This window comes from Vicinamibacterales bacterium (genome assembly GCA_035699745.1).
In the GTDB taxonomy this organism is placed as follows: Bacteria; Acidobacteriota; Vicinamibacteria; order Vicinamibacterales; family 2-12-FULL-66-21; genus JAICSD01.
The window spans coordinates 54,853-79,648 of record DASSPH010000010.1 but is presented as its reverse complement, the minus strand read 5'-3'; the positions used below and the strand labels follow the sequence as shown (position 1 = coordinate 79,648).

Below are 24,796 nucleotides of genomic sequence, written 5' to 3'. Positions count from 1 at the left end.
CGAACGGCTCAGCCCGAATCTTGCATCGTCGCCGGCCATGCCACGTGCCGACGTGCTGTCGCCGAGCCGCGCCGAGTCGATGCAGCAGTGGGAACGCGCCGAAATCACGCGCAGTTCCGTCGAAGCCACGCTCACCAGCGATCAGGAGCTGCGGGTCAGCGCCGGCACCTTCGCGCGCTACGCCAGTCCGCCGGTTCACACCGCTTACCCACTCGAGTACGCGTACGCCCTTCTGGGCGACGTCGACGGCAGACGGGTGGTGGATTTCGGGTGCGGCTCGGGGGCGAACACGGCCCTGCTCGCCGGCCGGGGCGCTCACGTCTGGGGAATCGACATCTCCGAGGACCTGCTGCGGCTCGGCAAGCGGCGGCTCTCGCTCAGCGGCCGCGCCAACGCCGCGACGTTCATCGCCGGATCCGCGCACGACATGCCGTTCCCCGACGACTCCATCGACGTGGTGTTCGGCATCGCCATCCTGCACCACCTGGATCTCGATCTGGTCTCGAAGGAAGTGCGCCGCGTTCTCAAACCCGGCGGCCGCGCGATCTTCCAGGAGCCGGTGCGCAACTCGGCGGTGCTCCGCTTCGTGCGATCGCTGATTCCCTATCGCGCGCCCGACATCTCGCCGTACGAACGGCCGCTGACGGACGCCGAGCTGCGGCGGTTCGCGAACGGGTTCTCGTCGGTGTCGGTGCGGGCCTTCGGCCTGCCTCATGTCCAGGTGGGTCCGCTGCTGCCGGTCGTGAAGAAATACTGGCGCACGCTGTACGCGTGGGATCGGTGGCTCCTCGATCGGCTGCCGGGGCTCGGGCGCTATGCGTCGATTCGCGTGATTGCGCTCACCAAATGACGCGGACCCTGTCGGGACGAACCGGCGCGGTCACCATCAGCCCCTTCTGCACGTTGTCCATGATGTTGACGAGCAGCCGCAGGTTCGCGCCCGGCCCCTGCGCGAACAGGATGGGATCGCCCGCCGACGGCCACTTGATCTCGAACGGCTCCTGAAACGAGTTTCCTTCCGGATAGCGCGAGCTGCTGCCGCCGCTGATCCAGTTGCCGGTGATCACCGACGCGGGGAAATACATCTGGATGGTCAGCGTTCCCGTCGAGGCGTCCGCGCCGTTGATCCCGTACTGCCCGTGGCGCGTCGCGTTGCTCGAGAAGCGGAAGCCGGGCATCTGCCTCGGCGCGGACTTGGTGCCGCCGTAGGCGTACAGCAGCGTGGTGCCGTCGAAGTCGATCGTGTTGCGTTCGATGGTGAGATCGCGGACCGCGTCGCCGACGAGGAACGGCCAGCCGGCGCCGCCCATCGCGGTGGTCACGTCGTAGATGACGTTGTTGGCGATCGTGATCGTGTTGGTCTGACCGGTGACGCCGTTCGAGTCGTAGCCGGCGATGTTGAAGCCGCCGGCGACGTTCCGGATCATGTTGTTGCTGAAGTCGACCTGTTCGATGATGCACCAGGTGCACTGCCCGCCCTGGTTCCGCGGCGTGAAGAGAATCGCATAACCGGGCTGCGCCGCCTGCCAGTTGTTCTCGAACAGGTTGTATTCGATCTTCACGCGACGCGCGTTCTTCAGCTCGAACAGGTTCTTCACCTGCCATTTCGTCGCCGAGGCGGGCGGCGTGCCGGATCGCCCCCCCGCCGTCGTGTTGTGCACGAAACTCGGAGCGCTGACGCTCCAGTACTGTGTCGCTCCCGCCGGGTTGCGCACGTACACCTGGTACTCCGTCGCATCCGGCACGGCATTCCACGTCACGGTGATCGCGCCGCTGCTCGCGACGGCGGTCACTTCGTCTGACGGCAGCGACGTGGCCACGGTCCCGGCGCCGGACGGCTGCCGCGCGACGACGCGATACGCGTAGACGCCCGCCGGCAGCGATCCGCTTCCGGCGCCAACGGCGGCGACGCCTCCCGGCGCGGGGACGATGTCGTTCCGCCACGCCATCGGCCGGGTCATGTGGTTGTTGCGGACGATGACGTCGCTGCTGACCAGGTTCGGGATCGCCGGATCGGATCCCCCGAGCAGAACGACTTCCCCGGTCGCTTCCAGATAGTTGTTCTCGATCAGGAACGGTCCGGGGCCGTTCCATCCGCCGATCGCCTGTGTGTCGATGCCGACGCCCTTGATGTCGCTGACGTGAGAGTTGCGAATCGTCACCGCACGGGCGTTGAGCGCGATGCCCCGCTTCTGTCCCTGCACCCGATCGCCGTGGACGTACACGCGATCGAGCTCGATCTCGTAGGGCACCTGGGCGAGGTCCACCTGGGCGTCGGATCCATCCCCCAGCTGGATGATGTCGCCGTATCCATCTTTAGTAGCGGGGAACTCGAGGAACTTCAGCAGCCAGTGGTGCGCGCCCGGCGCGGTTCGAAGCGCCGCGGCCGAGTTCGGGGACGCGATGCGGGCGAAGCGGGCGGCGGTCGCGGGTGACACCCGCTGACGCGGGCCGGGGAGTTCGTTGTCCGCGAGGTCGGTGCGGACGGTTATGGTCGAGCTCCCCGTCGTCACGGGCAGTACGAAATTTCCCGTGAAGGTCGTCTGCGGCGCGAGACGGAGCTCGTCGCCGGGGCGCGCCGCGTTCAGCGCCGCCTGTAAATCGTCGCCGGCGCGTACGTATCGCACCTCCGCAAAACACAAATTCGGAGAGAGCGACACAATTATCGCTGCGAAAACCGGGATCCGGGGCGTCATGGCCAGCGCCGAGGCAATTGCGATGCCTGAGGTGTACACACGGCGCGCCCGATAACGGCTGAGCTGAGATTCCCGAGGCCCCGGCCGCGGATGCGGACATACGCCGCAGACGGGCCGGAGGTCTCGCAGGAATGCCGCGGACGACGTGAAAGCCGCGGAAGAATGGACTCAGGCGGCGCGGCGCACCGCCGCGGCAAGACCGATCAGGGCGGTACCGACCAGAACCATCGTGGCTTCGTCGCGCATGCCGCCGAGCGGCGGCACCCGCACCTGCTGCACGGCGACGGTCGCCGTGGTCTCCGCTTCCGCCGGCTGGGGCGCGGCGCCCAGCGGCGATGCCGCGAGTGCGCACCCGACCAGCGCAGTGGAAGCCAGATACTTACGCATAACCCTTTTCCTCACGCCTCCCGGAGTATCAAGCGCGGTGCCACGCGAAATCCGCGGAAAAGAGGCAAGCCGCTACACAACTTTCTTCATCCGCTGGCCACTTCGTCGGCTGTTGAGGTACGAGTCTTGAATGATGTGGGAAACTGGATGGACACCCGGTCTCGAAACGCAGTCTCCTGATACACGATGAAGAAACCATACGTCGCGATTGTCGATGATGATGCCGGCTTCGCTCAGTACTTGCGCACCTTTCTCTCGCTGCGCGGCTACGAAGCGCGATGCTATACGCGCGGCGACGAACTGCTCGCCTCGATGAAACAGAACGAGCCGCCCGATGTGGTGCTGCTCGACGTCATGATGCCCGGCCTCGACGGTATGGCGACGCTGCGCGCGCTCAAGGCGTCCCGCCCCGAGGCGCAGGTCATCATGCTCTCGGGCCGCAACCAGGCCTCCACCATAGTCGAGGCGGTTCGCCTCGGCGCCGCCGACTACGTCGTCAAACCGGACGATCCCGAAGGGCTCGGCGAAATCGCGCTCGATGTCGCGATCAAGAACGCCATCGAGAAGAACCGGCTGGTGTCGGAGCTCAGCGAGCTGCGCCAGCAGCTCTCGGACGACGAAGACCGCGCCGTCTGGGGCAACAGCGAGAAGATGCGGGCGATCGCCACGGTGATCGAACAGGTCGCCGACAGCGACGTCGGCGTGCTCATTCGTGGAGAGAGCGGCGTCGGCAAGGAGCTGGTGTCGCGCGCGATTCATCAACGATCCACGCGCCGCAACCGGCCGTTCGTCAAGGTCAACTGCGCCGCGCTGCCCGCGGAGCTGCTCGAGAGCGAGCTGTTCGGCCACGAGCGCGGCGCCTTCACCGGCGCCGCCAACACCCGCATCGGCAAGTTCGAGCAGGCCGACACCGGCACGCTGATGCTCGACGAGATCGGCGAGATGAAGCCGGCGCTCCAGGCCAAGCTGCTCCACGTCCTGCAGGACGGCGAGTTCACCAAGCTCGGAAGCAACAAGCGCGTCCAGGTGGACGTTCGCGTCGTCGCCGCCACCAATCGCGATCTCGAGAAGATGATGCTCAGCGGCGACTTCCGCGAGGACCTGTACTACCGGCTCAAGGTCATCGAGCTGACGGTCCCGCCGCTGCGCGAGCGGCGCGACGAGATCCCGACGCTCATCGACTTCTTCATCGCCCGGTACGCGCGCAAGTACAACCGTGCCGCGCGGCCGCTGTCCGAAGGCCTCTATCAGCTGTTCATGCAGTACGACTGGCCCGGCAACATCCGCGAGCTCGAGAACATGATCAAGCGGGTGGTGATCCTGCAGGACGAGCAGCTCGTCATCCGCGAGATCGAGCGGAACATGCAGCGCGCGATGGCGAACGCGGCCGCCGCTGCAGCCGCGGCGGCTCCGGCGGCCGTGCCGGCCGCCGCGGTGGCTGCGGTCGGCGTGCCGGGCTATGCCGCGGTGCCGCCGATTCCGTTCCCGCCTCCGCTTCCCGCGGCGCCCGCCGACGAGGCTGCGGACGAGGCGGAGGCGGACGAGCACGCGGCGAGCGAACCGGGCAACGGCAACGGTTCGCTGGCGTCAGTGGCAAAGGCCGCGGCGATGAAAGCCGAACGCGCGGCGATCGAGCAGACGCTCCGCCAGGTGCACTGGAACCGCCGCAAGGCGGCGCAGATCCTCGGGGTCAGCTATAAGACGCTGCTCAACAAGATCAAGGAGTGCGGCATCTCGAGGGTTTGATCCGCCACACAGTAAGTACCGCGCTACCGTTTCACTCTCGGTAGCGCGGTTCCCACCTCTGCGTTTGTCCGGCAGCGTCCGCCGGATTCCTCAATAATTCCAAACTCTTACTGTCGTGGCACTGGCCTTGCTGAACTGGGCGTGTGCATTCGCCCACGCAGCCACGGCTCTCCGGCCGCCGCGAAGGTGAGGTTCCCTCCTCGCCGCCGGTGAATCTCACCGGCGAGTCGCAGGCACATGCGGCGTCGCGGCGCTTCTACACCGAACTGCTCGGCGGCAGCAGCCAGATGCGCGAAGTGCGCGACCTGATCGATCGCGTGGCGGACACCGACGTCACCGTACTCGTGCGCGGCGAGAGCGGCACTGGCAAGGAACTGGTCGCGCGCGCGGTCCACGACGCGTCGACGCGGCGCGAGCGGACGTTCGTGAAGGTGAACTGCGCCGCCCTTCCCTCGGAGCTGCTCGAGTCCGAGCTCTTCGGTTTCGAGCGCGGCGCGTTCACCGGCGCCATTCAGCACAAGCCCGGCAAGTTCGAGTTCGCCAACCACGGAACGATGTTCCTGGACGAAATCAGCGAGATGGGGCTCGGGCTCCAGTCGAAGCTGCTGCAGGTTCTGCAGGACGGCGAGTTCGCCCGTCTCGGCGGACGGCAGGATGTAAAAGTGGACGTCCGTGTCGTCGCCGCGACCAACCGGGACCTCGAGGGGGCGGTCGCCGAGGGACAGTTCCGCGAAGATCTCTACTTCCGTCTCAACGTCGTCTGCATCACGCTCCCGCCGTTGCGGCAGCGCCGCGACGAGATTCCGAGACTCACCCAGTTCTTCCTCGCGCATTACTCGCAGCACTACAACAAGCCGCCGATGGCGATGGCGACCGACACCCTGCGGTTGTTCGCCGAGTACGACTGGCCCGGCAACGTCCGCGAGCTGGAGAACCTGATCAAGCGGATGGTGATCCTCGGCACCGACACGCAGATCCGCCGCGAGGTGGCCGACGCGATCGCCAGCCGGGCGCTCCGCGTCGGTCCGATCCCGATCCTCGAGCAGGCCACGGCGGCGGCCGCTTCGTCGGCCGCGGTGCCCGCCGCGCCGCCGGCGGCCGCCGCCCCACCGGCTCGGCCCGCTGCACCGCTCGCCGCGGCGCCGCCGCCCGTCCCGCTGTGCGGATCGTTGAAGGACATCGGCCGCACCGCCGCGCGGGAAGCGGAACGCGAGTTGATCTACCGCACGCTGCAGCAGACGCGATGGAACCGCCGCGAGGCGGCCGAGATCCTGGGCATCAGCTACAAGGCCCTCCTTTACAAGATCAAGGAAGCGGAGCTCGACAAAGCATCGTGAGTGACGTCTTGACCCCGGAAACCTTCGACTTCGTGCTCACCAACGAGCTCAAGCGAGCGGCGCGCTCGCAGAACTTCGTGACGCTGGTGCTGATGCAGCCGCGCGCCGAGGCCCGCGAGGAGGCGGTGCGCGAGACCGCCGGGCTGGTCAGCACCGAGCTGCGCGAGACCGATCTGCTCGCCACCGACGAGGCCGGACTGTGGATGGTCCTGCTCGACACCGATCTGCCGAACTCGTCGCGCGTGATCGAACGCCTCATGGGGCGGCTCGAGCACTACCAGTTCACCGCGCCGATGGATCTCGAGGTCGGGGCGGCCTGCTGCCCCACGCATGGATCCGACGTCGCCACCCTGCGCCGCGTCGCGACGGAGGCGCGGCGGACGCTGCGGCGTCCGGACGCTCATGGAACCGCTCAAGCTCAATAGAGGATGCCCGATATGAAGACACTGATCGTTGCCGCTCTCGCCTTCGCGCTCCTGCCCGCCGCCGCGCGGGCGCAGGGTCCCGTCGGGACGTCGGGCGCTTCAGCGTCGCCGTCGCGCCCGGCCCCGGCCGCGACGAATTACAGCACCGCCCCCGACTACCGGCTGGCGGCGGGGGACAAGCTGCGCATCGAGGTCTACAAGGACACGCAGCTCTCGCAGTCGCTCCAGGTCCGCCCGGACGGAAAGATCACGCTGCCGCTGCTCGGCGACATTCCCGCGGCGGGCCGCACCTCCGTCGAGCTCCGCGACGCCATCGCCGGCAAGCTCGAGGAATACATCGCCAAGCCGGTCGTCACCGTGATCGTGACCGAGACGATGCCCCAGGTCGTCTACGTCACCGGCGAGGTGAACAAGCCCGGCGCGCTGCCGATCACCACCGGACAGATGTCGATCATCCAGGCGATCGCCATGGCCGGCGGCTTCACCGACTTCGCCAACAAGAAAGACATCCGCGTGCTGCGCAAGGGCGCCGGCGGCATGCAGACGCTCCGCTTCAACTACAAGGAAGCGATTGACGACGAGAGCCGCCGCGAGCCGCTGGCGCTGGTGGCCGGCGACACGGTGATCGTCAAGTAGAGGCGATGATGCTATCCCGTTCATTCCGCGGCGTCGCCGCCGCCGTCCTCGGGACCGCGCTCTGGGCCGCACCGGCCGCGGCGCAGGACCAGACGACCGAGTTTCCGTCCTGGAACATCCCCGGCTGGACGTTCACGCCCGGAGTCGTCTTCGGCGCGCTGTACGACAGCAACGTGACGCTGACGTCGCCGGGCGTCGGCCAGGAGATTCCCTCCGACACGCTGTTCCAGATCGAGCCGTTCGGGCAGATCGACTACTTCAGCCCGCGGACGACGCTGAGCGGCGGCTATCGCGGGTTCCTGCGGCGCTACGTGGACCTGGGGGCGCTCGACAGCCTCGATCACCGCGCCTTCTTCACGCTGCGCGAGCGGGTGACGCGGCGGCTGACGGTGTTCGTGACGGAGAACTTCGCGCAGGTGCCGACGACCGATCGGCTGCCGCTGAACGGAGTGCCGTTCCTCCGCGGCGGCGCGCGCTACAACGACCTCGCCGGCGGCCTCGAGGCGCGGCTCTCGCGGAGCACCGACTTCACGGCGCGCTACGAGGTGACCTGGGTCGACTTCATGCGCGAGGACACGCCGCTGACCGGCGGCATCGTCAACGGCGTGCGGAGCAGCCTCAGCCGCCGCCTCACCGAGCGCGTGTCCCTGGGCGGCGAGTACGAGCTGCGGTGGGCCGACCTCAACGACGGACTGCGCAACCAGACGTTCCAGGATGCCGGCGTGGTGGTGCGGTACCGCGTCGGCGAAGTGACGAACTTCGAGGCCGCCGGCGGCGTCGCGCACCTGAACGATCGCACCCGCGGCGACAGCCGCACCGGGCCGTACGTGCGCGCCGAGCTGATTCACCGCGCCCCGCGCGCCACCGTGGGGGCGGAGTTCCGGCGCAGCTACGTGCCGTCGGTGGCGTTCGGCGGCACCAATCAGACCGAGACGCTGCGCGGCTACATCCAGATGCCGCTCGCGCGCAACCGCCTCTACATCCAGGAATCGGCATCGTGGCACCGCAGCGACCCGTTCGACCCGGCATTCCTGCCGCTGCAGTCGGCGTGGCTCAACACCGTCGTCGGCTACGCGGTGCAGCGCTGGTTCCGCATCGAGGGCTACCACGCGCTCAGCCGGCAGGACACCCGCCAGGCCGGCGGACGCATCGGCCGCAACATCGTCGGCGTGCAGTTCGTGGTCTCTGAACCCGTGAGGATTCGCTAATGGATCAGCAGTCGTTTCACCCGCTCGATTACCTGTCGGTCGCGAACCGCCGCAAGTGGTGGTTCATCGTGCCGCTGATCACGTGCATCGCGCTCGGCGGCGCGGTGGTGGCGGTGTGGCCGAAGAAGTATCTGTCGAAGGCGGCGATCGGCATGCAGTCGCCGACGCTGTCCCCCGATCTGCTGCGCGGCGTCAGCTCGATGGATCCGTCGGAACGGCAGCGCGCGGTCCAGCAGCTGCTGCTCAGCCCGACCGTCCTCGAGCGGGTGATCCGCGAAGAGCAGATCAATCCCAAGTCGCCGGCCGCCGACGTGGCGCTGTGGCTGCGCGACAACCTGGCGCGCAACATCGAAGTGCCGCCGCCGATCGGCTTGAACGGCCGTCCCGATCCGACGCGGGGCATCGATCTGTTCTATATCGGCTATACCGATCGCGACCCGGCGCGCGCCCAGCGCATCACCAACCGCGTGGCGACGGTGTTCGTCGAAGAGAACTCGAAGTTCCAGACCATCCGCGCCGAGAACTCCGCGGACGTGCTCGAGCAGCAGTTGAACGCCTCCCAGGCGCGCCTCAACGAGCTGGAGAACAAGCTGCGCGGCAAGAAGCAGAACTACATCGGTCGGCTGCCCGAGCAGATCGGCGCCAACGTCCAGATGGTGAACGGCGCCCGCACGCAGTTCGAGTCGATCTCGATGCAGATCCGCGCCGAGCAGGACCGGCTGTCGCTCATCGAAGGGCAGCTCGATCAGATGCGCCAGGGGGTCGGCGCCGAGTCGATGACGACGGCGGCGATCGCCGCGTCGCAGGCGTCGCAGAAGCGCGTGGACGATCTGGAATCGCAGCTCGCCAGCGCCCGCGCGCTCGGCTACAAGGACAAGCATCCGGAGATCGAGCGGCTCCAGGCCGAGATCAAGCAGGCCCGCGCCGACCTGTCCGCCTCGCGCGAGCAGGCGCCGTCGAACCGCGAGGAGCTGCTCAAGGCGGACCCGCTGTACCGGCAGAAGCTCACCGAGCGCGACATGACCCGGCTGCGCATCCGCGAGCTGCAGAACGCCTCGGCGTCGGCGCAGCGCCAGATCGGCGAGTACCAGAGCCGCGTCGAGGCCGCTCCGGTCGTCGAGCAGGAGCTCGCCTCGCTGACGCGGGACTACAACGCGGAGCGCGACCGCTACGCGGATCTGACCACCCGCCTGAACAACGCGCGCGTCGCCGAAGACGTCGCGCGCAAGCAGGGGGGAGAGCGGTTCAGCATTCTGTATCCGGCCTTCCTGCCGGACACGCCGATCGAGCCGCAGCCGCTGAAGATCATGGGCGTGGCGCTGGTCGCCGGACTCGTGCTCGGCGCGATCGCCGCGCTCGGCCGCGAATTCCTCGATCGATCGGTCCATGACTCGCGCGCGCTGCAGAGCGAGTTCGAAGTCCCGGTCCTCGGCGAGATTCCCCGGATCACCGCCTGAAGCAGGAGAAACGACAGATGAGCCGCATCCAGGAGATCCTCAAGAAGGCCGAGCGCGACGGCAGCGTGCATCGCACGCGGCCGATTGTCCCCGATCGCGCCAACACGGCGGTCGCGCAGGCGCTGGTGGAGCCCGAGCCTCCCCTGGTCGACCCGGCGCCGCTGCCGCGGGTGGAACCGCCGCCGCCGCACATCGGCTTCGCGCCGGTCGCGCCGCCGCCGGCGGTGGCCCCCGCGGCGGAGCCGGCCGCCCCGATCGCCGCCCCGCGGCACGCGCACGGCCACATCGATCCGCGGCTCGTCGCCGCAATCGCGCCGCAGTCGGTCGCCGCGGAGCAGTACCGCCTGCTGCGCACCCGCGTCACCCGCGCGGAGAACGGACGGCCGTGCAGGACCATCATCGTCACCAGCCCGAACAAGGGGGACGGCAAGAGTCTCACCGCGGCGAACCTGGCGCTGACGATGGCGCACGATCCGCAGCACCGCGTGCTGCTGCTCGACGCCGATCTCCGGCGGCCGTCGCAGCACACGCTGTTCGGCCTTGCCGACACGCCGGGCCTCAGCGACGTCCTCATGGGCGGCGCGGCGCTCGAGGAGGCGCTGGTGATGATCCCCGACCACCGGCTGACGGTGCTGCCGGCGGGACTGGTGCCGACGCAGCCCGCGGAGCTGCTCGGGTCGTCCGGCATGCGCCGGGTGCTCGAGACCCTGCGCACGCGCTTCGATCGCATCCTCATCGACATGCCGCCGGCGGCGCCGCTCGCCGACGTGCCGATCGCGTCGACCATGGCAGACGGCGTGCTGATGATCGTCCGGGCCGGCGTCACGCCGAAACCGGACATCGAGCGCGCGCTGATCAGCGTCGACGGGGCGAAGGTGCTCGGGCTGGTGCTGAACGACGCGGGCGGGCCCGGCGTGCCGGACCGGTACGCCGGCTACCGGTACGCGGCGGGCTAGGGGGAGTCAGGGGGCGGTCATGCAGCTCTTCAACCGGTACGTCTCGATGCGCAGCCTGACGGTGTTCGGCGGCGAACTGCTGCTGATCTTCGGGTCGGTGGCGCTCGCGGCGGCCTTCCAGGACACGCCGGATCTCGCGGCGAACCTGTGGAAGATCGCGGTGGTGACGCTGATCTGCCAGCTGTGCCTCTACTACAACGATTTCTACGATCTCACCCTGGTGCACTCGAACCGCGAGCTGGTCGTCCGGCTGCTCCAGGCCGCCGGCGCCGCCTCGATCGTGCTCGCGGCGCTCTACTTCGTCCAGCCCGATCTGATGATCGGCAACGGCATCTTCGTCTCGGCGCTGTTCGTCTTCCTCGTCGCCATCCTCGGCTGGCGTCTCGCCTTCAACAGCGTGACCGGCTCCCTGAAGCTGGACGAAGAGCGCGTGCTCTTCGTCGGCACCGGGGAGACCGCGCGCAAGGTCGCGCGGCAGATTCTCGATCAGCACGAGTTCGCCTATCGCGTCATCGGCTTCATCGACGACGATCCGTCCCGCATCGGCGAGCGCATCGTCAACCCGGCGATCGTCGGCACGCCGGCGGATCTCGATCGGCTGATCGCGCAGCACCACGTCGACCGCATCGTCGTCGGCCTGTCCGATCGGCGCGGCAAGCTGCCGGTCGAGGAGCTGCTGCGCGCCAAGATGGCGGGGATCCGCGTCGAAGACGCGACCACGACCTACGAACGGGTGACCGGCAAGATCCTGATCGACGACCTGCGGCCGTCGTGGCTGATCTTCTCTGACGGCTTCCGCGTCTCGGGCGTGACGCGCTTCATGAAGCGGGCGATCGACCTGACGCTGGCGCTGGCGCTGGCCATCGTCACGCTGCCGCTGATGCTGCTGACGGCGCTGCTGGTGCTGCTCGAGGACGGCCGGCCGGTGCTGTACCGCCAGGAGCGTGTCGGCGAGAACGGCCGGACCTTCGTCCTGTCGAAGTTCCGCTCGATGCGGAAGGACGCGGAACAGGGGGGGACCCCGGTCTGGGCGCGGGACGGCGACGACCGCGTCACCCGCGTCGGCCGGTTCATCCGCAAGACCCGCCTCGACGAACTGCCGCAACTGTGGAACGTGGTGCGCGGCGACATGAGCTTCGTCGGGCCGCGCCCCGAGCGTCCGTTCTTCGTCGAGCAGCTGGCGCAGGACATCCCCTTCTACCAGCAGCGGCATGCGGTGAAGCCGGGACTGACCGGCTGGGCGCAGGTGAAGTACCGCTACGGCTCCTCGCGTGAGGATGCGATGGAGAAGCTGCGCTACGACCTCTATTACATCAAGCACCTGTCGGTGTTCTTCGACCTGACGATCGTCTTCGACACGGTGAAGGTGGTGCTCTTCGGGAAGGGGGCGGCGTGACGGACGCCGCGTGGCCGGTCCAGGCGGATCAGCCGCTGCGGACCCTGGCGCGCAACGTCGGCACGCGGTACCTGTTCGTCGTCGTCGAGATGGCGATCGGGCTGCTCACGCTGCCCTTCAACCTGCATCATCTCGGCGCCGAGGCGTACGGGCTGTGGATGCTGACCGCCGGCATCACCGTCCACTTCTCCATTCTCGACCTGGGCTACGGCGGCGCGATGGTCAAGTTCGTCGCGCAGTACCGGTCGCAGCGGGACGCGCGCGGCCTGAACGAGATCGCCAGCACGATCTTCGTGCTCTTCTCGGCCCTCGGCCTGCTCGTCTACGCGCTGGTCGTCGGCCTGGCGTTCAACCTCGATCAGTTCTTCAACATCACGCCGGCGCAGGCCGAGACCGGCAAGTGGATCCTGCTGATCGTCGGCCTCAACGCCGCGGTGAATTTCGGGTTCTCCACCTTCGGCGGCATCTGCGCCGGCTTCCAGCGCTACGACATCAACAACGTGGTCGCGATCGCGAGCAGCGCCGTGGTCGCCGCGGTCAACGTCGCGGTGGTGCTGATGGGCTATGGATTGATCCCGCTCGTCGCCGCGACCACCGCGGTACGCCTGGCCACGTATCTCATCTACTGGCGCAACGCCTACAAGGTGTTTCCGCTGCTGCACGTCCGGCCGTCGCTCTTCCGCCGCGCCCGGGTTCGCGAGGTGACGGGGTTCAGCATCTACGCCTCGATGATCGACTGGGCCAACAAGCTCAATTACAAGCTGGACGAGGTCGTCATCGGCGTGTTCCTCGGCGCGGCGCCGGTCGCGATCTGGGCGGTCGCCGATCGCATCATCTCGGCCACCCAGCGCCTGACCAATCAGAGCAACACCGTGCTGTTCCCGCTGATCGTCGATTCCGACGTGAGCCAGCAGACCCGGCGGCTGCAGACGGTGTTGATCGAAGGCACCCGCCTGTCGCTCGCGACCGTCACCCCGATCGCGATCGTGCTGATCGTCCTCGCCGAGCCGATCGTGCGCGGCTGGGTCGGTCCCGCGATGCTGGCGGCCGCGCCGGTCGTCCAGGTGCTGGCGCTGGCGGTGGCGTTCCGCGTCGGCAACGCGACCAGCACGACCCTGCTCAAGGGATCCGGGCAGGTGCGCTATCTCGCGTTCGTCAACCTGGGGACGGCGGTGGCGAACGTGGCGATGAGCGCGGCGCTGATCCGCCGGTTCGGCCTGGTCGGCGTCGCCATCGGCACGCTGGTGCCGATTCTGTTCTCCGCGGTCTTTCTCACCTTCCCGGTCGCCTGCCGCCGCGTGCGCGTGTCCGTGGCGGAGGCGGTGCGGCGCGCCGTGTGGCCGGCGGTCTGGCCCGCGGTCGTGGTCGCGCTGGCGCTGGCCCTGGTTCATCGCGGGACCGAGACGCTGCCGGTCGCGCTTGCCGAGGCGGCGGCCGCCGGATTGCTGTATGTCGGCCTGTTCATTCTCGCGGTGGGCCGGCGCGACCGCGCGGTCTACACCGCCCGTATCTGGGAGCTCGCGACGTAAATCATGAAGGGCGTCATTCTGGCGGCGGGAAAAGGATCGCGTCTCAACGGCACAGCCGGCGACAAGCCCAAGTGCCTGGTCGAGGCAGGCGGCGCGACGCTCATCGAACGCCAGATCCAGACGCTGCGCAATGCCGGACTGAACGACATCGTCGTCGTGACCGGGTGCCAGGCCGAGCGGGTCCGCGACGTCTGCGGGCCCGACGTGACGTACGTAGTGAATTCCCGGTTTGCGGAAACCAACAGCCTCTATTCGCTGTGGACGGCACGAGCTCTGCTCTATCAGGGGTTCGTGGTGCTGAACTGTGACGTTCTTTTCCATCCAGAGCTGCTGGATGACCTGCTGGCTACCCACCACGACGCCGCGCTACTCATCGCCTATCGCCAAGCCGGACAGCCGCCCTACGGCGACGAGGAAATGAAGGTGAAGGTCCGCGGCGGACGGATCCTCGACATGTCCAAGGCGATGGACCCGGCTGAGGCGGACGGCGAAAACCTCGGCATCGTCAAGTTCGGCCCCGGCGCCGCGCCGGAGCTGGTCGGTATCCTGAGCCGCATCGTCGCCTCCGGCCGTCTGCGCGACTGGGCGCCGAAAGCGTTCGCCGAATACGCACAGACGCGGCCGCTCCACGCGCTCGGCACGCGCGGACTGCCGTGGATCGAGATCGACTTCCCCGAGGACTACCAGCGCGCGATCCGCGACGTGCTGCCCGCAATCGATCGCGCGATCGTCCCGACAGCCGGGGGGCGGGTGTCCTGATGATCCCGCAGTCGCGCGTGCGTCCGATCCCGGCGCAGGCCGATCCGCGGTCGGGCGGTGCGCCGCGCATCGTCGCGATCGGCGGCGGCACCGGACTGCCGAACGTGCTCCGCGGACTGCGGCCGCTCCTCTTCCCGGACGGCGCGACCGACGCGTCTCGCGATCGTCTCGTCGCGGTGGTGGCGACCTCGGACGACGGCGGCAGCTCGGGACGGCTGCGCGCCGAGTTCAACATGATCCCGCCGGGCGACATCCGCAACTGCCTGGCGGCGCTCTCGGCGAGCAACTCCGACATCGCCGACATCTTTCAGTACCGCTTCGAGACCGGCGAGGGGTTGAACGGCCACGCCATCGGCAACCTGCTGATCGCGGCGCTGACCGACGTAACGCGGGACTTCGCGCAGGCCGTCGACGCGGCGGCGCGCATGCTGGGCGTCTGCGGCGTCGTGCTGCCGGCGACGTCCGAGCTGGTGACGCTGGTCGCCGAATTTACCGACGGCCGCGTGCTGAGCGGCGAGACGGCGATCGCGCGGGCCGGCGGGACCATCGGCCGCCTGAGCCTGCTGCCGGAGCGGCCGGCGTGCTCGGTGCGCGTGGTGGATGCGATCCGCCGCGCCGATGTGATCGTCGCGGGCCCGGGGAGCCTCTACACCAGCATCCTGCCGCCGCTGCTCGTGCCGGACGTGACCGCGGCGGTGCTCGAGTCGCGCGCGATCCGGGTGCTGGTGGCGAACCTGATGACCGAGGCCGGGGAGACGGACAATTTCAGCGTGCTCGATCACCTGCTGACGATCGAGCGGCATCTCGGACGCCAGCTCTTCGACTGCGTGATCTTCAATACCATGCCCGTACCGGAAGCGCTGACCGCCGCGTATGGCGAGCGCGGCGCGAGCCCGATCGTCACCGGTTCGTTCGAGCTGAACGCGCTGCAGCGATTCGGCGTGCGCGCCCTCGGCGTGCCGCTCGTCTCGGAACATCCCGCCGGCAAGATCCGGCATCACCCGGAGCGCCTCGCGGCGGCGATTACCGCGGTCGCGCACGGCAAGCTCGGCGCCTTCACGGCGCGGGCCGAGGTCGGAGGTATTTAGATGTACGAACGGTTCTACAACCTGCGCGAGCGCCCGTTCGCGCTCAGCCCGGATCCGGAATACCTGTATCCGAGCCGGGTGCACCAGGAAGCGCTCGACTACCTGCGCTACGGCCTCGAGAGCCAGGCCGGCTTCATCGTCATCACCGGGGAAATCGGCTCCGGCAAGACGACGCTGCTGCAGGCGCTGCTGCGCAACGTCGACAACCAGACCACGGTCGGCCGGATCGTCAACACCATGCTCGATCCGCGCGAGCTGCTCGAGTCGATCATGATCGACTTCGGCCTCGATCCGTCGGGCCGCAGCAAGCCGCTGATGGTGCGCGAGCTGTCGCAGTATCTGGTCGATCAGCGGCTGGCGGGACGCCTGGTGCTGCTCGTCATCGACGAGGCGCAGAACCTCGGCCTCGGCGCGCTCGAAGAGCTGCGCATGCTGTCGAATCTCGAGACCGAGAAGTCCAAGCTGCTGCAGGTCGTGCTGGTCGGGCAGCCGAACCTGCGGGACAAACTCTCCGCCCCCGAGCTCGAGCAGCTGCGTCAGCGCATCACCGTCAGCTATCACCTGCCGCCGCTCGACGCCGGCGAGACGTTCAACTACATCAACCACCGGCTGCGGCATGCCGCCCTCGGGACGCCGATGGTGTTCCCGCGGCCGGCGACCGACCTGATTCACGCACGCAGCGGCGGGGTGCCGCGCATCATCAACGTCATCTGCGACGCGGCGCTCGTGTTCGGCTATGCCGAGGAGCGGCACACGTTCGACGCTCCCGTGATTCTCGAGGTGCTCGACGAGCTCGAGACCACGGGCGTCCTGCCGCCCGCCTCGACCGCGCACGCGCCGGCGCGGCGGGACGTGGTGCACGCCCCGGCGGCCGTCGAGGCGCCGGCCCGCACGATAGCGGCGCCGCCGATGCCGCCGCCGGCGGCACGATCCGCGCCGCTCAGCCAGCCGGTCGCGGTCGCGACGAGCGGCGCGGCGGCGGCGACGCTTGACGCGGGCGCCGAACAGGTGCGCCGCGAGCTGGAGCGGCGCGAGGCGCTCGTGCGCCAGCGCGAGGCAGAGCTGGCCGAGCAGCGGCGCGTGCTGGCCGAGGAGTACCGCCTGCTCCGCGCGCAGCGGAGCGCGCCGGCTCCCGCCATCGAGAGCGCTTCCCTGCGGTTCCAGGTCGCCGGAGGTGCGCCGGCGGCCTACGAAACAGGAACGTTCTGGAGGCGCCTCAAACGGTTTATGCTCGGTGTTTCACCTTCATAGGAGCTTCGATCAATGTCAGTGGCGGATACCCTTCGTGAAAAGATTCGGTCGCGCCGCGCCCGCACCGGCGTGGTCGGCCTGGGCTATGTCGGACTGCCGCTCGCGGTCGAGCTCGCCAAGGCGGGCTTCCACGCCACCGGTATCGATCTGGACGCGCGCAAGGTCCAGTCGATCAACGACGGCCGTTCCTACATCCCGGATGTCGCCACCGCGGACGTCCAGGCGCTTCACGCGAAGGGGCTGCTCGACGCCACCACCGACTTCGCCGTCGTGAAGGAGCTCGACACCATCAACATCTGCGTGCCGACGCCGCTGCGCAAGACGAAGGACCCGGACATGTCCTACATCGTCTCGGCGGTGGAGGGCATCGCCAGATACCTCCACCCGGGCATGCTGATCGTGCTCGAGTCGACGACCTATCCGGGGACGACGGACGAAGTGGTGCAGCCGATGCTGGAAGCGACCGGCCTGAAGGCGGGCGTCGACTTCTTCCTCGCCTTCTCGCCCGAACGGGTCGATCCCGGCAACCCGACGTTCCAGACCCACAACGTGCCCAAGGTGGTCGGCGGCTTCTCCCCCACCTGCTCGTCGCTCGCCGCCGAGCTCTACGGCACGGCGATTCAGACCATCGTCCCGGTGAGCTCGACGCGCGTCGCCGAGATGGTGAAGCTCCTGGAGAACACGTTCCGGGCGGTCAACATCGGCCTGGTGAACGAGCTGGCGTTGATGTGCGACCGCATGCACATCGACGTCTGGGAAGTCGTCGACGCCGCCCGGACCAAGCCGTTCGGGTTCATGCCCTTCTACCCGGGGCCGGGCCTTGGCGGCCACTGCATTCCGATCGATCCGTTCTACCTGTCGTGGAAGGCGAAGCAGACCGGCTTCGATCCGCGGTTCATCGAGCTGGCCGGGCACATCAACGCCGGCATGCCCCAGTACGTCGTCGACAAGGTGGCAGAAGCGCTGAACACGCGGCGCAAGGCGGTGAACGGCTCGAACATCCTGATCGCCGGCGTCGCCTACAAGAAAGACATCGACGACATGCGCGAGTCGCCGGCGATGGACGTGATGGGCCTGCTGCTGGCGCGCGGCGCCAGGATCTCCTACGCCGACCCGTGGGTGCCCGAGGTGCACGGCCGCGAGTGGTCGGGGGGCTACGACATCAAGGCGGTCGACCTGACGCGGGGAAGCATCGGGCAGTACGACTGCGTGGTGATCATCACCGATCACAAGGCGTTCGATTACCAGGCGCTCGTCGAGGAGGCCGACCTCATCGTCGACACGCGGAACGCCATCAAGGAACCGCACCCGAACGTGTTCAAGCTCGGCGCGCCGCGCGCGCCGTCGACTGCGGAGGGCCAGAAGGTCGCCATTGCGTGATTGCGGCGCCTCGCTACGACGATGATCGTTCTGTTCTGGATCTCGGCGCTGATCGTCGCCTACGTCTACGTGGGCTACCCCGCTCTGCTCGGGGTATGGGCGCGCGTCGTGGACCGGCGTCCGCGGCGGATGCCGTTCGCCGCCGGCGCGTGGCCGTCGATCTCGATCATCGTCGCGGCGCGTAACGAAGCGGCGCGGCTTCCCGGTCGCGTCGCGAATCTGCTGGCGCAGGAGTATCCCGGCCGCCGCGAGATCATCGTCGTCTCCGACGGATCGACCGACGACCCGGAAGCGGCGCTGGCTCCCCTCATTCGGGCGGCCGGTTCGAGCCGGACGATTCGGCTTCTCGAAGTGCCGGCGGGCGGCAAGCCTGCCGCGCTGAACGCCGGCGTGGCGGCGGCCGCCGGCGACATCCTGGTGTTCGCGGACGCGCGTCAGCGCTTCGCGCCGGGCGCCATCGCGGCGCTCGTCAGCAACTTCGCCGACGCCCGGGTCGGCGGCGCGACCGGCGAGCTGGTCCTCGACAGCGAGCAGCAGGAGGTCGATACGGCAGTCGGCGAGGGGATCGGCCTGTACTGGAGATACGAGAAGTGGCTGCGCCGCAACGAGTCGCGTGTGTGGTCGACGCTCGGGGCCACCGGCGCGATCTACGCGCTGCGGCGACGGTGCTGGTCGCCGCTCCCGCAGGCGACGCTGCTGGATGACGTGCTGGCCCCCATGCGGGCGGTACTGGACGGCTGCCGCATTGTCTTCGACGACGCCGCGGTGGCCTACGATCGCGCGTCTGCCGACGCGGCGGCGGAGTCGCGGCGCAAGACGCGGACGCTGGCGGGCAACTACCAGATCCTCGCGCAGGAGCCGCGGCTGCTCGTGCCGTTCGTCAATCCGGTGTGGCTGCAGTACGTGTCGCACAAGGTGGGCCGTCTGGTGGTGCCGTGGGCGCTGGTCGGCCTGCTCGTCTCGAGCATTGCGCTGGCGCAGCGCCACGTGCTGTTCGCGCTGCTCCTCGCCGCGCAGGGCGTCTTCTACGGGCTGGCGCTGTCGGGCGCGATGTTCCAGGTGCGCGACCGGCTCGCCCGCGTGGCCTACACCTTCGTGATGATGAACGTGTCGGCCGTGGCCGGCTTGCTGGCGCTGCGGCGGCTCCGCGAGGTGTGGCGATGAATTTTCGGCCCGGCCCAGGGCGCGCCGACGAACGGCTCGCGTTCTCGCTCGGCGGCCGCAGGGACGTCACGCGCGCCGCGAGTCACGAAGATCCGGAACGGCGGAGCGGTCCGCCGTCGCCGGCCGCCGCCAGCGCGGCGTCAGCGAGACTCGATCGCCCGGCACCTGCGGAGCCGCGGGACTGGGCCTTCACGTGGACGCTGATCTTCACCGCCGTCCTGTTCTTCCGGCCGCAGGACGTGTTCCCGCCGCTCGAGGCGCTGCATCTGGCGGAGATGTCGGCAATCGGCGGACTGGTGTCGCTGATCGTCGGCCGCCTGGCGCGGCGGCAGTCGCTGACGCGGATGACGCCCGAGTTCGTCGGCGTGCTCGCGCTCGGCGCGATCATCCTGATTACCGCGCCGTTCTCGATCTGGTTCGGCGGCGCGGTGTCGGTGTTCACCGATCTGTACCTGAAGGTGGCGCTGGTCTACCTGCTGGCCGTGAACGTCCTGGTCTCCCCCAAGCGGATCGAGCGGCTCACCTGGGTGCTGGTGCTGGCCATCGGCTACCTCGCGTTCCGCGCCGTATTCGACTACGCGCGCGGCGTGAACCTGATCGCCAACGGCACGCGCGTGCGCGGCGCGGTCGGCGGACTGATGGAGAACCCGAACGACCTGGCGCTGCACATGGTCGTGTTCCTGCCGCTCGCGCTCTTCATGGCGATGCGGCCGGGATCGATCCTGCAGCGGCTGGTCGCCGCCAGCGCCGGCGTGTTCATGCTCGGCGCCATCGTGGCGTCGGGATCGCGCGGCGGGTTCATCGGCTTCGTGATCATGGTGATCGTGCTCGCGGTGTTCGCCGCCCGGCAGCGGCCGGCGGTGGTCGTGGCCGGCGTGCTGGCGGTGATGTGCGCGCTGCCGCTGGTCCCCTCCCAGTACTGGCGGCGGCTCGCCAGCATCACCGACTCGAGCAAGGACGACTATTCGACCTCTGACGCCCGCAAGCGGCTGTTCGGGGAGGCGTGGGACGCCTTCGTCGACAATCCGATCACCGGCGTCGGCGCCGGTCAGTTCAAGAACTACAAGCCGCTCGAGCGCGCCGAGGCGTGGCACGAGACCCATAACATCTGGCTGCAGGTGGCCGCCGAGCTCGGGATCTTCGGCCTGGCGGTCTTCACCTTCCTGGTCGTGCGTGCCTTCACCGCGGTCTGGCACACGCGCCGTCTGCTGGCGCGGCTCAGGGTCGCTGCCGCGGCGGGGCTCAAGCCGCGCGGGCCGTTTTCGCGGCCGCTCCCGGCCGCGCCGGAGATCTCGGCCGACGACGCCACACTGCTCGACGCCCACTCCGCGGCGATGGCGGCCGCCCTGGTCGGCTTCGTGGTCTGCGCCTTCTTCTCGTCAGTCGCCTACAACTGGACGTTCTACTACCTGCTGGCGCTGACCGCCGCGCCGCGTGACATTCTGCGCGAGCGGACGCCCTCGCTCGCCGCCCGGCGGCGGGCGGCCGCGGCGGCCCCCGTGCTGGAGCTCGATCCCCGGGGAGCGCGGGTCTGATGTCCCTGGTCGCGAACGCGCTCGACTCGCTGCGCCGCGCGGATCGTGCCCTCGGGCAGCGCCGCGGCCGGCGGCGCGTCCTCGTCGACGCGCGGACGCCGGTCAACTTCACGATGGTCGCGCCGGTGTATCGCGCGATGTCGGCGGACCCGCGGGTCTCGTTCTTCTTCACCGCCAGCGAGGAGCCCGACCGGCTGCGCGAGATCTATCGCGAGGCGCCGGACGTGCAGCTGATCGACACGGCGGCGGCGCGGCGCATGCGGTTCGACGCCTACGTCGCCTCCGACTTCATGTGGCAGCCGCTGCCGCGCGGCACCTGCCGCGTCCAGGTGTTCCACGGCGTCGGCGGCAAGTACGGCTTCGACGCGCCCACCGAATCGATGCGCGCCTGGGATCGGATCTTCTTCGTGAACGAGCGGCGGCTGCGCAATTTCATCAAGGCGGGCGCGATCGACGCCGACAGTCCGGCGATCCGGATGGTCGGCCTGCCCAAGGCGGACGCGCTGGTGAACGGCACCTGGACGCGTGCGGCGGTGCTCGAGCCGCTCGGCCTCGATCCGGCGAAGCAGACCGTGCTCTACGCCCCGACCTGGTCGCCGGCCTCCTCGCTCAACGCGATCGGCCTCGAGCTGATCGACCGGATCAAGGCGATGGGCGTGAACCTCATCGTGAAGCTGCACGATCGCTCGCGCGACATCCGGGCGCGATACTCCGGCGGCATCGACTGGGTCGAGGCGCTGACCCCGCGGCTGCAGCCGCCGGCCGCCGCGCTGGCGCCCGGCCACGACATCACGCCGTACCTCGTCGCGGCCGATCTGATGGTGACGGACCACAGCTCCGCCGGCTTCGAGTATCTCCTCCGCGATCGTCCGATCGTCCGGATCCATCGTCCGGAGCTGATCCGCGACGCGAACATCCATCCCGACTACGTGGAGCTGCTCGCGTCCGTCTCGGCGTCGGCGGACGGCGTCGACGAGGCGGTGCGCGCCATCGACCGCGGCCTCGCCGCGCCGGACTCGCTGAGCGACACCCGCCGCGCCGTGGCGGCCGACATCTTCTACCGCCCCGGCGGGGCGACGGCGCGATCGATCCGTCACCTCTACGAGGCGATCGATCTGGACCCCGCGCCCGCCTCCATCGCGCAGGAACTGCCATGCCGGCCGTAAGCATCATCATGCCGGCGTACAACGTCGCTCCCTATATCGCGTCCGCGATCCGCTCGGCGCTGGTCCAGACCTACACCGACTTCGAGCTGATCGTCGTGGACGACGGGTCGAAGGACAACACCGCGGAAATCGTCAAGTCGCTGATGCGCGAGGACGGCCGGATCCGCCTCGTGCAGCAGGCCAACCGCGGCCTGGCCGGTGCGCGCAACACCGCGCTGCGGGCGGCGCGCGGCGAGATGCTGGCGCTGCTCGACAGCGACGACATGTGGGAGCCGGAATTCCTCGGCGCGCAGATCGCGATCCTCGACGCCCGGCCGGAGGTCGACATCGTGACCGGCAACGGGTGGTACCTGGAAGGACCGCGCCACGGACAGCTGGCGCGTCCGTATCCCGACCCGCGCCCCGATCCGGTGCTCGCCTCGATCATCGGCGACGAGTGGTCGGTGTTCATCATGTCGGTGATGCGCCGCCGCGTCTACACGGCGATCGGCCCGTTCGACGAGGAAATGCGCAGCAACGAGGACTACGACTTCTGGCTGCGCGCCGCCATCGCCGGATTCACCTTCGCGCGCAACGATCGGCCGCTCGGCTACTACCGCGTGCGCAGCGACAGCCTCTCGGCGAGCAACGTCCGCATGCTGCGCGGCATCCTGCACGTGTATCGCAAGCTCGGGCCGGTGATTGCCCACCGGCCGGCCGAGCTCGCCATCCTCGAGCAGCAGGTCAGCCGCTTCGAGACGGAGCTGCTGGCGGCGGAAGCCCGCCTGGCGATCGAGATCGCGGACTTCGAAGCAGCCCGCGAGCACCTCGGCGCGCTTCACGCGCGCCGCGGCGGCGCCGCGCTCGGCCTGGCGCACTTCATGGCGCGCTGGGCGCCTGGCACGCTGAAGCGGGTGCTCCGTTTCAAGAAGCCGCGCGCCACGGTACAGCCGGCGCCGATCAAGCCGCTCACGCCATGACCTACTCGGTCGTGATCGCCACCTACAACCGCGCTGAGGACCTGCGCGGCACCCTCGAGAGCCTGGCGGCGCTGCGGCCCGACGGCGACTGGGAAGCGATCGTGGTCGACAACAATTCGACCGACGACACACGGGCCGTCGTCGAAGCGGCCGCGCGCCGCTTCCCCGTCTCCCTCCGCTACATCTTCGAGCCCGAACAGGGACGCAGCCCCGCCCTCAATGCCGGCATCCGCGCCGCGCGCGGGGCGGTCGTCGCCACCACGGATGACGACGTGCGCGTCGAGCCGGACTGGCTGACGCGCGCGGGCGAGGCGCTCAGGCGTCTCGACTGCGACTACGTCGGCGGACGCGTGCTGCCGATCTGGGGCGCGCCGCGTCCGGTGTGGCTGCCCGACCACGGGGGGAAGCACTGGGCGGTGATCGCGCTGCTCGACTACGGCCCCGCGCCGATCGAATTCGGCGCCAGGGTTCCGCTCGGCGTGAACATGGCGTTTCACCGCCGCGCCTTCGATCGCGCCGGCCTGTTCGATCCGCACACCGGGCGGAAGGCGGGCACGCTGCTCGGCCAGGAAGTGCGCGAATGGTGCATCCGCGCCCGAGCCGCCGGCGTGCGAGGCGTCTATGCGCCCGAGCTGTCGCTGCGCCACATCATTCCGGCCTCGCGCCTGAACAAGCGGTACTTCCGGCGCTGGTTCTACTGGCGCGGCGTCAGCCGCGCGTTGTTGTACGCGCGGTCGGGGCTCGACATGGAAGCGCCGGAGCGGACGTCATTGGACTTCCGCACGGTGCCGCACGTGTTCGGCGTGCCGCGCTACCTGTATCGGAAGGCGCTGGCGAGCGTCTGGAGCGGGCTGAGACGAACGCTCCGCGGCGACACCGCCGGAGCGTTCGACGACGAGTTGTGGATCTGGTTTTTCGCCGGGATCGTACGGCAGCGGTGGCGCGACGTTCGTGCGGCGCGCGCCGCCGCTGCTCCGCTGTCCCGTCCCGCCTAGCAGCCGGCGCGACGGCCGCGCCCTCTGGCCCGGCGCACGACCATGACGGCGCCGCTGCCGAGCAGCAACAGCGTCCCGGGTTCGGGCGTCGCCGCGAACTCGTAGTCGACGCTGTGGACGCGGAACCCGTTCTGGAGGCGCTGCAGGTTGACGGTCGCGGTGCCCTGCCCCGTCAGGCTGACGCTGCGGAGCGGCTCCCACCCGCCGGTGTCGCTGAAGCGGAAGATGTCGAGCAGCCCGGTGAACGTGAACGGCGTCTGCAGCATCAGGACGTCCGCCATGCCGCCCGGAATCACCACGTCGCCGGCGGTGAACGTGAACTGGTTGGACGGCCCGCCGAAGTACTGGGTGAGCGGGTACTCCACTCCGTCCAGCGTGGCCGACCCGATCGCCAGCACCGTGATGGCGCCGCTCGGGTTCGTCACCGCCCCCTCGCCGCACGGCGAGAACTCATGGCAGGCCGGAAAGAACGCCGGCTGTACCGGACCGTCCGGCTGGCTTCCCGTGATGGCGACGCCGTCCCCCTGCAGCGAGAAGACGTATTCGCGGAACGATCCGCGGCCGTACCCGATGCTGATGGTGCCGCCGGTAATGGTGATTGGATCGGCAACCGCGGCGCCGGCTGTGGACAGAGCGATGCAGAAGGTGACCCAGAAGGCTGCCCACTTTCTCATTGGAGTGCCCTCCCCGGGACGCCGGTTGCAAGCGGGCCGCCCGTTCGCCGGC

Annotated in this window: 22 protein-coding genes; 19 read left to right on the top strand and 3 right to left on the bottom strand. The window is 69.0% G+C overall.

The annotated features are described in order from the left end of the window. Positions 1-37 precede the first annotated feature (37 nt). Positions 38-850 (top strand): class I SAM-dependent methyltransferase, encoded by an 813-nt coding sequence (locus VFK57_01265; protein HET7694308.1) that lies wholly within the window; start codon positions 38-40, stop codon positions 848-850. Here the strand turns inward: VFK57_01265 and VFK57_01260 are convergent. Together VFK57_01260 and VFK57_01255 are read right to left on the bottom strand one after the other, a co-directional pair. Then, complete coding sequence (locus VFK57_01260) at positions 840-2,627, bottom strand: hypothetical protein (protein HET7694307.1); 1,788 nt, start codon at positions 2,625-2,627, stop codon at positions 840-842. The genes VFK57_01265 and VFK57_01260 overlap by 11 nt on opposite strands. Before the next feature lie 237 nt (positions 2,628-2,864). Beyond that, positions 2,865-3,083, bottom strand: coding sequence for a hypothetical protein (locus VFK57_01255; GenBank protein ID HET7694306.1), 219 nt, complete (start codon positions 3,081-3,083; stop codon positions 2,865-2,867). Between the two features lie 186 nt (positions 3,084-3,269). Between VFK57_01255 and VFK57_01250 the strand changes: the two genes are divergently transcribed. From VFK57_01250 to VFK57_01165, 18 genes are all read left to right on the top strand, one after another. Further along, positions 3,270-4,829 carry a sigma-54 dependent transcriptional regulator gene (locus VFK57_01250; protein ID HET7694305.1) on the top strand — a complete coding sequence of 520 codons (1,560 nt, stop codon included), beginning with the start codon at positions 3,270-3,272 and terminating at the stop codon, positions 4,827-4,829. A 143-nt stretch (positions 4,830-4,972) separates the two neighbouring features. Then, positions 4,973-6,166, top strand: coding sequence for a sigma-54 dependent transcriptional regulator (locus tag VFK57_01245; protein ID HET7694304.1), 1,194 nt, complete (start codon positions 4,973-4,975; stop codon positions 6,164-6,166). Beyond that, on the top strand, positions 6,163-6,591 hold the full coding sequence (locus VFK57_01240; protein HET7694303.1) for a hypothetical protein: 429 nt from the start codon (positions 6,163-6,165) through the stop codon (positions 6,589-6,591). The genes VFK57_01245 and VFK57_01240 overlap by 4 nt, the downstream gene beginning before the upstream one ends. Positions 6,592-6,603: 12 nt before the next feature. Beyond that, complete coding sequence (locus VFK57_01235) at positions 6,604-7,227, top strand: polysaccharide biosynthesis/export family protein (protein ID HET7694302.1); 624 nt, start codon at positions 6,604-6,606, stop codon at positions 7,225-7,227. A gap of 8 nt (positions 7,228-7,235) precedes the next feature. After that, positions 7,236-8,435, top strand: a complete 1,200-nt coding sequence (locus VFK57_01230) for a hypothetical protein (GenBank protein HET7694301.1) — start codon at positions 7,236-7,238, stop codon at positions 8,433-8,435. Beyond that, positions 8,435-9,892 carry a GNVR domain-containing protein gene (locus VFK57_01225; GenBank protein ID HET7694300.1) on the top strand — a complete coding sequence of 486 codons (1,458 nt, stop codon included), beginning with the start codon at positions 8,435-8,437 and terminating at the stop codon, positions 9,890-9,892. The genes VFK57_01230 and VFK57_01225 overlap by 1 nt, the downstream gene beginning before the upstream one ends. A 17-nt stretch (positions 9,893-9,909) precedes the next feature. Next, on the top strand, positions 9,910-10,848 hold the full coding sequence (locus tag VFK57_01220) for a CpsD/CapB family tyrosine-protein kinase (protein HET7694299.1): 939 nt from the start codon (positions 9,910-9,912) through the stop codon (positions 10,846-10,848). A 19-nt stretch (positions 10,849-10,867) separates the two neighbouring features. Further along, positions 10,868-12,244 (top strand): TIGR03013 family XrtA/PEP-CTERM system glycosyltransferase, encoded by a 1,377-nt coding sequence (locus tag VFK57_01215; protein HET7694298.1) that lies wholly within the window; start codon positions 10,868-10,870, stop codon positions 12,242-12,244. Next, entirely contained in the window at positions 12,241-13,773 is a 1,533-nt protein-coding gene (locus VFK57_01210) for a flippase (protein ID HET7694297.1), read from the top strand. Before VFK57_01215 ends, VFK57_01210 begins: the two co-directional genes overlap by 4 nt. A gap of 3 nt (positions 13,774-13,776) precedes the next feature. Beyond that, the gene (locus VFK57_01205; protein HET7694296.1) at positions 13,777-14,532 is read left to right on the top strand and encodes a phosphocholine cytidylyltransferase family protein; all 756 of its coding nucleotides are present in this window, start codon (positions 13,777-13,779) and stop codon (positions 14,530-14,532) included. Next, positions 14,532-15,620: a uridine diphosphate-N-acetylglucosamine-binding protein YvcK gene (gene yvcK / locus VFK57_01200; protein ID HET7694295.1), complete on the top strand. Its 1,089-nt coding sequence runs from the start codon at positions 14,532-14,534 to the stop codon at positions 15,618-15,620. The genes VFK57_01205 and yvcK overlap by 1 nt, the downstream gene beginning before the upstream one ends. Beyond that, positions 15,621-16,871 (top strand): XrtA/PEP-CTERM system-associated ATPase, encoded by a 1,251-nt coding sequence (locus VFK57_01195; protein HET7694294.1) that lies wholly within the window; start codon positions 15,621-15,623, stop codon positions 16,869-16,871. Between the two features lie 12 nt (positions 16,872-16,883). Then, positions 16,884-18,251, top strand: coding sequence for a nucleotide sugar dehydrogenase (locus VFK57_01190; protein ID HET7694293.1), 1,368 nt, complete (start codon positions 16,884-16,886; stop codon positions 18,249-18,251). 21 nt (positions 18,252-18,272) lie between these two features. Further along, positions 18,273-19,415 carry a glycosyltransferase gene (locus tag VFK57_01185; GenBank protein HET7694292.1) on the top strand — a complete coding sequence of 381 codons (1,143 nt, stop codon included), beginning with the start codon at positions 18,273-18,275 and terminating at the stop codon, positions 19,413-19,415. Next, complete coding sequence (locus tag VFK57_01180; GenBank protein HET7694291.1) at positions 19,412-20,950, top strand: O-antigen ligase family protein; 1,539 nt, start codon at positions 19,412-19,414, stop codon at positions 20,948-20,950. Before VFK57_01185 ends, VFK57_01180 begins: the two co-directional genes overlap by 4 nt. Continuing rightward, positions 20,950-22,116, top strand: coding sequence for a CDP-glycerol glycerophosphotransferase family protein (locus VFK57_01175; protein ID HET7694290.1), 1,167 nt, complete (start codon positions 20,950-20,952; stop codon positions 22,114-22,116). Before VFK57_01180 ends, VFK57_01175 begins: the two co-directional genes overlap by 1 nt. Beyond that, entirely contained in the window at positions 22,104-23,075 is a 972-nt protein-coding gene (locus tag VFK57_01170) for a glycosyltransferase (protein ID HET7694289.1), read from the top strand. Before VFK57_01175 ends, VFK57_01170 begins: the two co-directional genes overlap by 13 nt. After that, on the top strand, positions 23,072-24,070 hold the full coding sequence (locus VFK57_01165; GenBank protein ID HET7694288.1) for a glycosyltransferase family A protein: 999 nt from the start codon (positions 23,072-23,074) through the stop codon (positions 24,068-24,070). The genes VFK57_01170 and VFK57_01165 overlap by 4 nt, the downstream gene beginning before the upstream one ends. On the opposite strand, the gene VFK57_01160 is transcribed toward VFK57_01165, so the two are convergent. Continuing rightward, on the bottom strand, positions 24,067-24,744 hold the full coding sequence (locus tag VFK57_01160; protein ID HET7694287.1) for a PEP-CTERM sorting domain-containing protein: 678 nt from the start codon (positions 24,742-24,744) through the stop codon (positions 24,067-24,069). The two genes, VFK57_01165 and VFK57_01160, sit on opposite strands and share 4 nt — an antisense overlap. Positions 24,745-24,796: the final 52 nt, after the last annotated feature.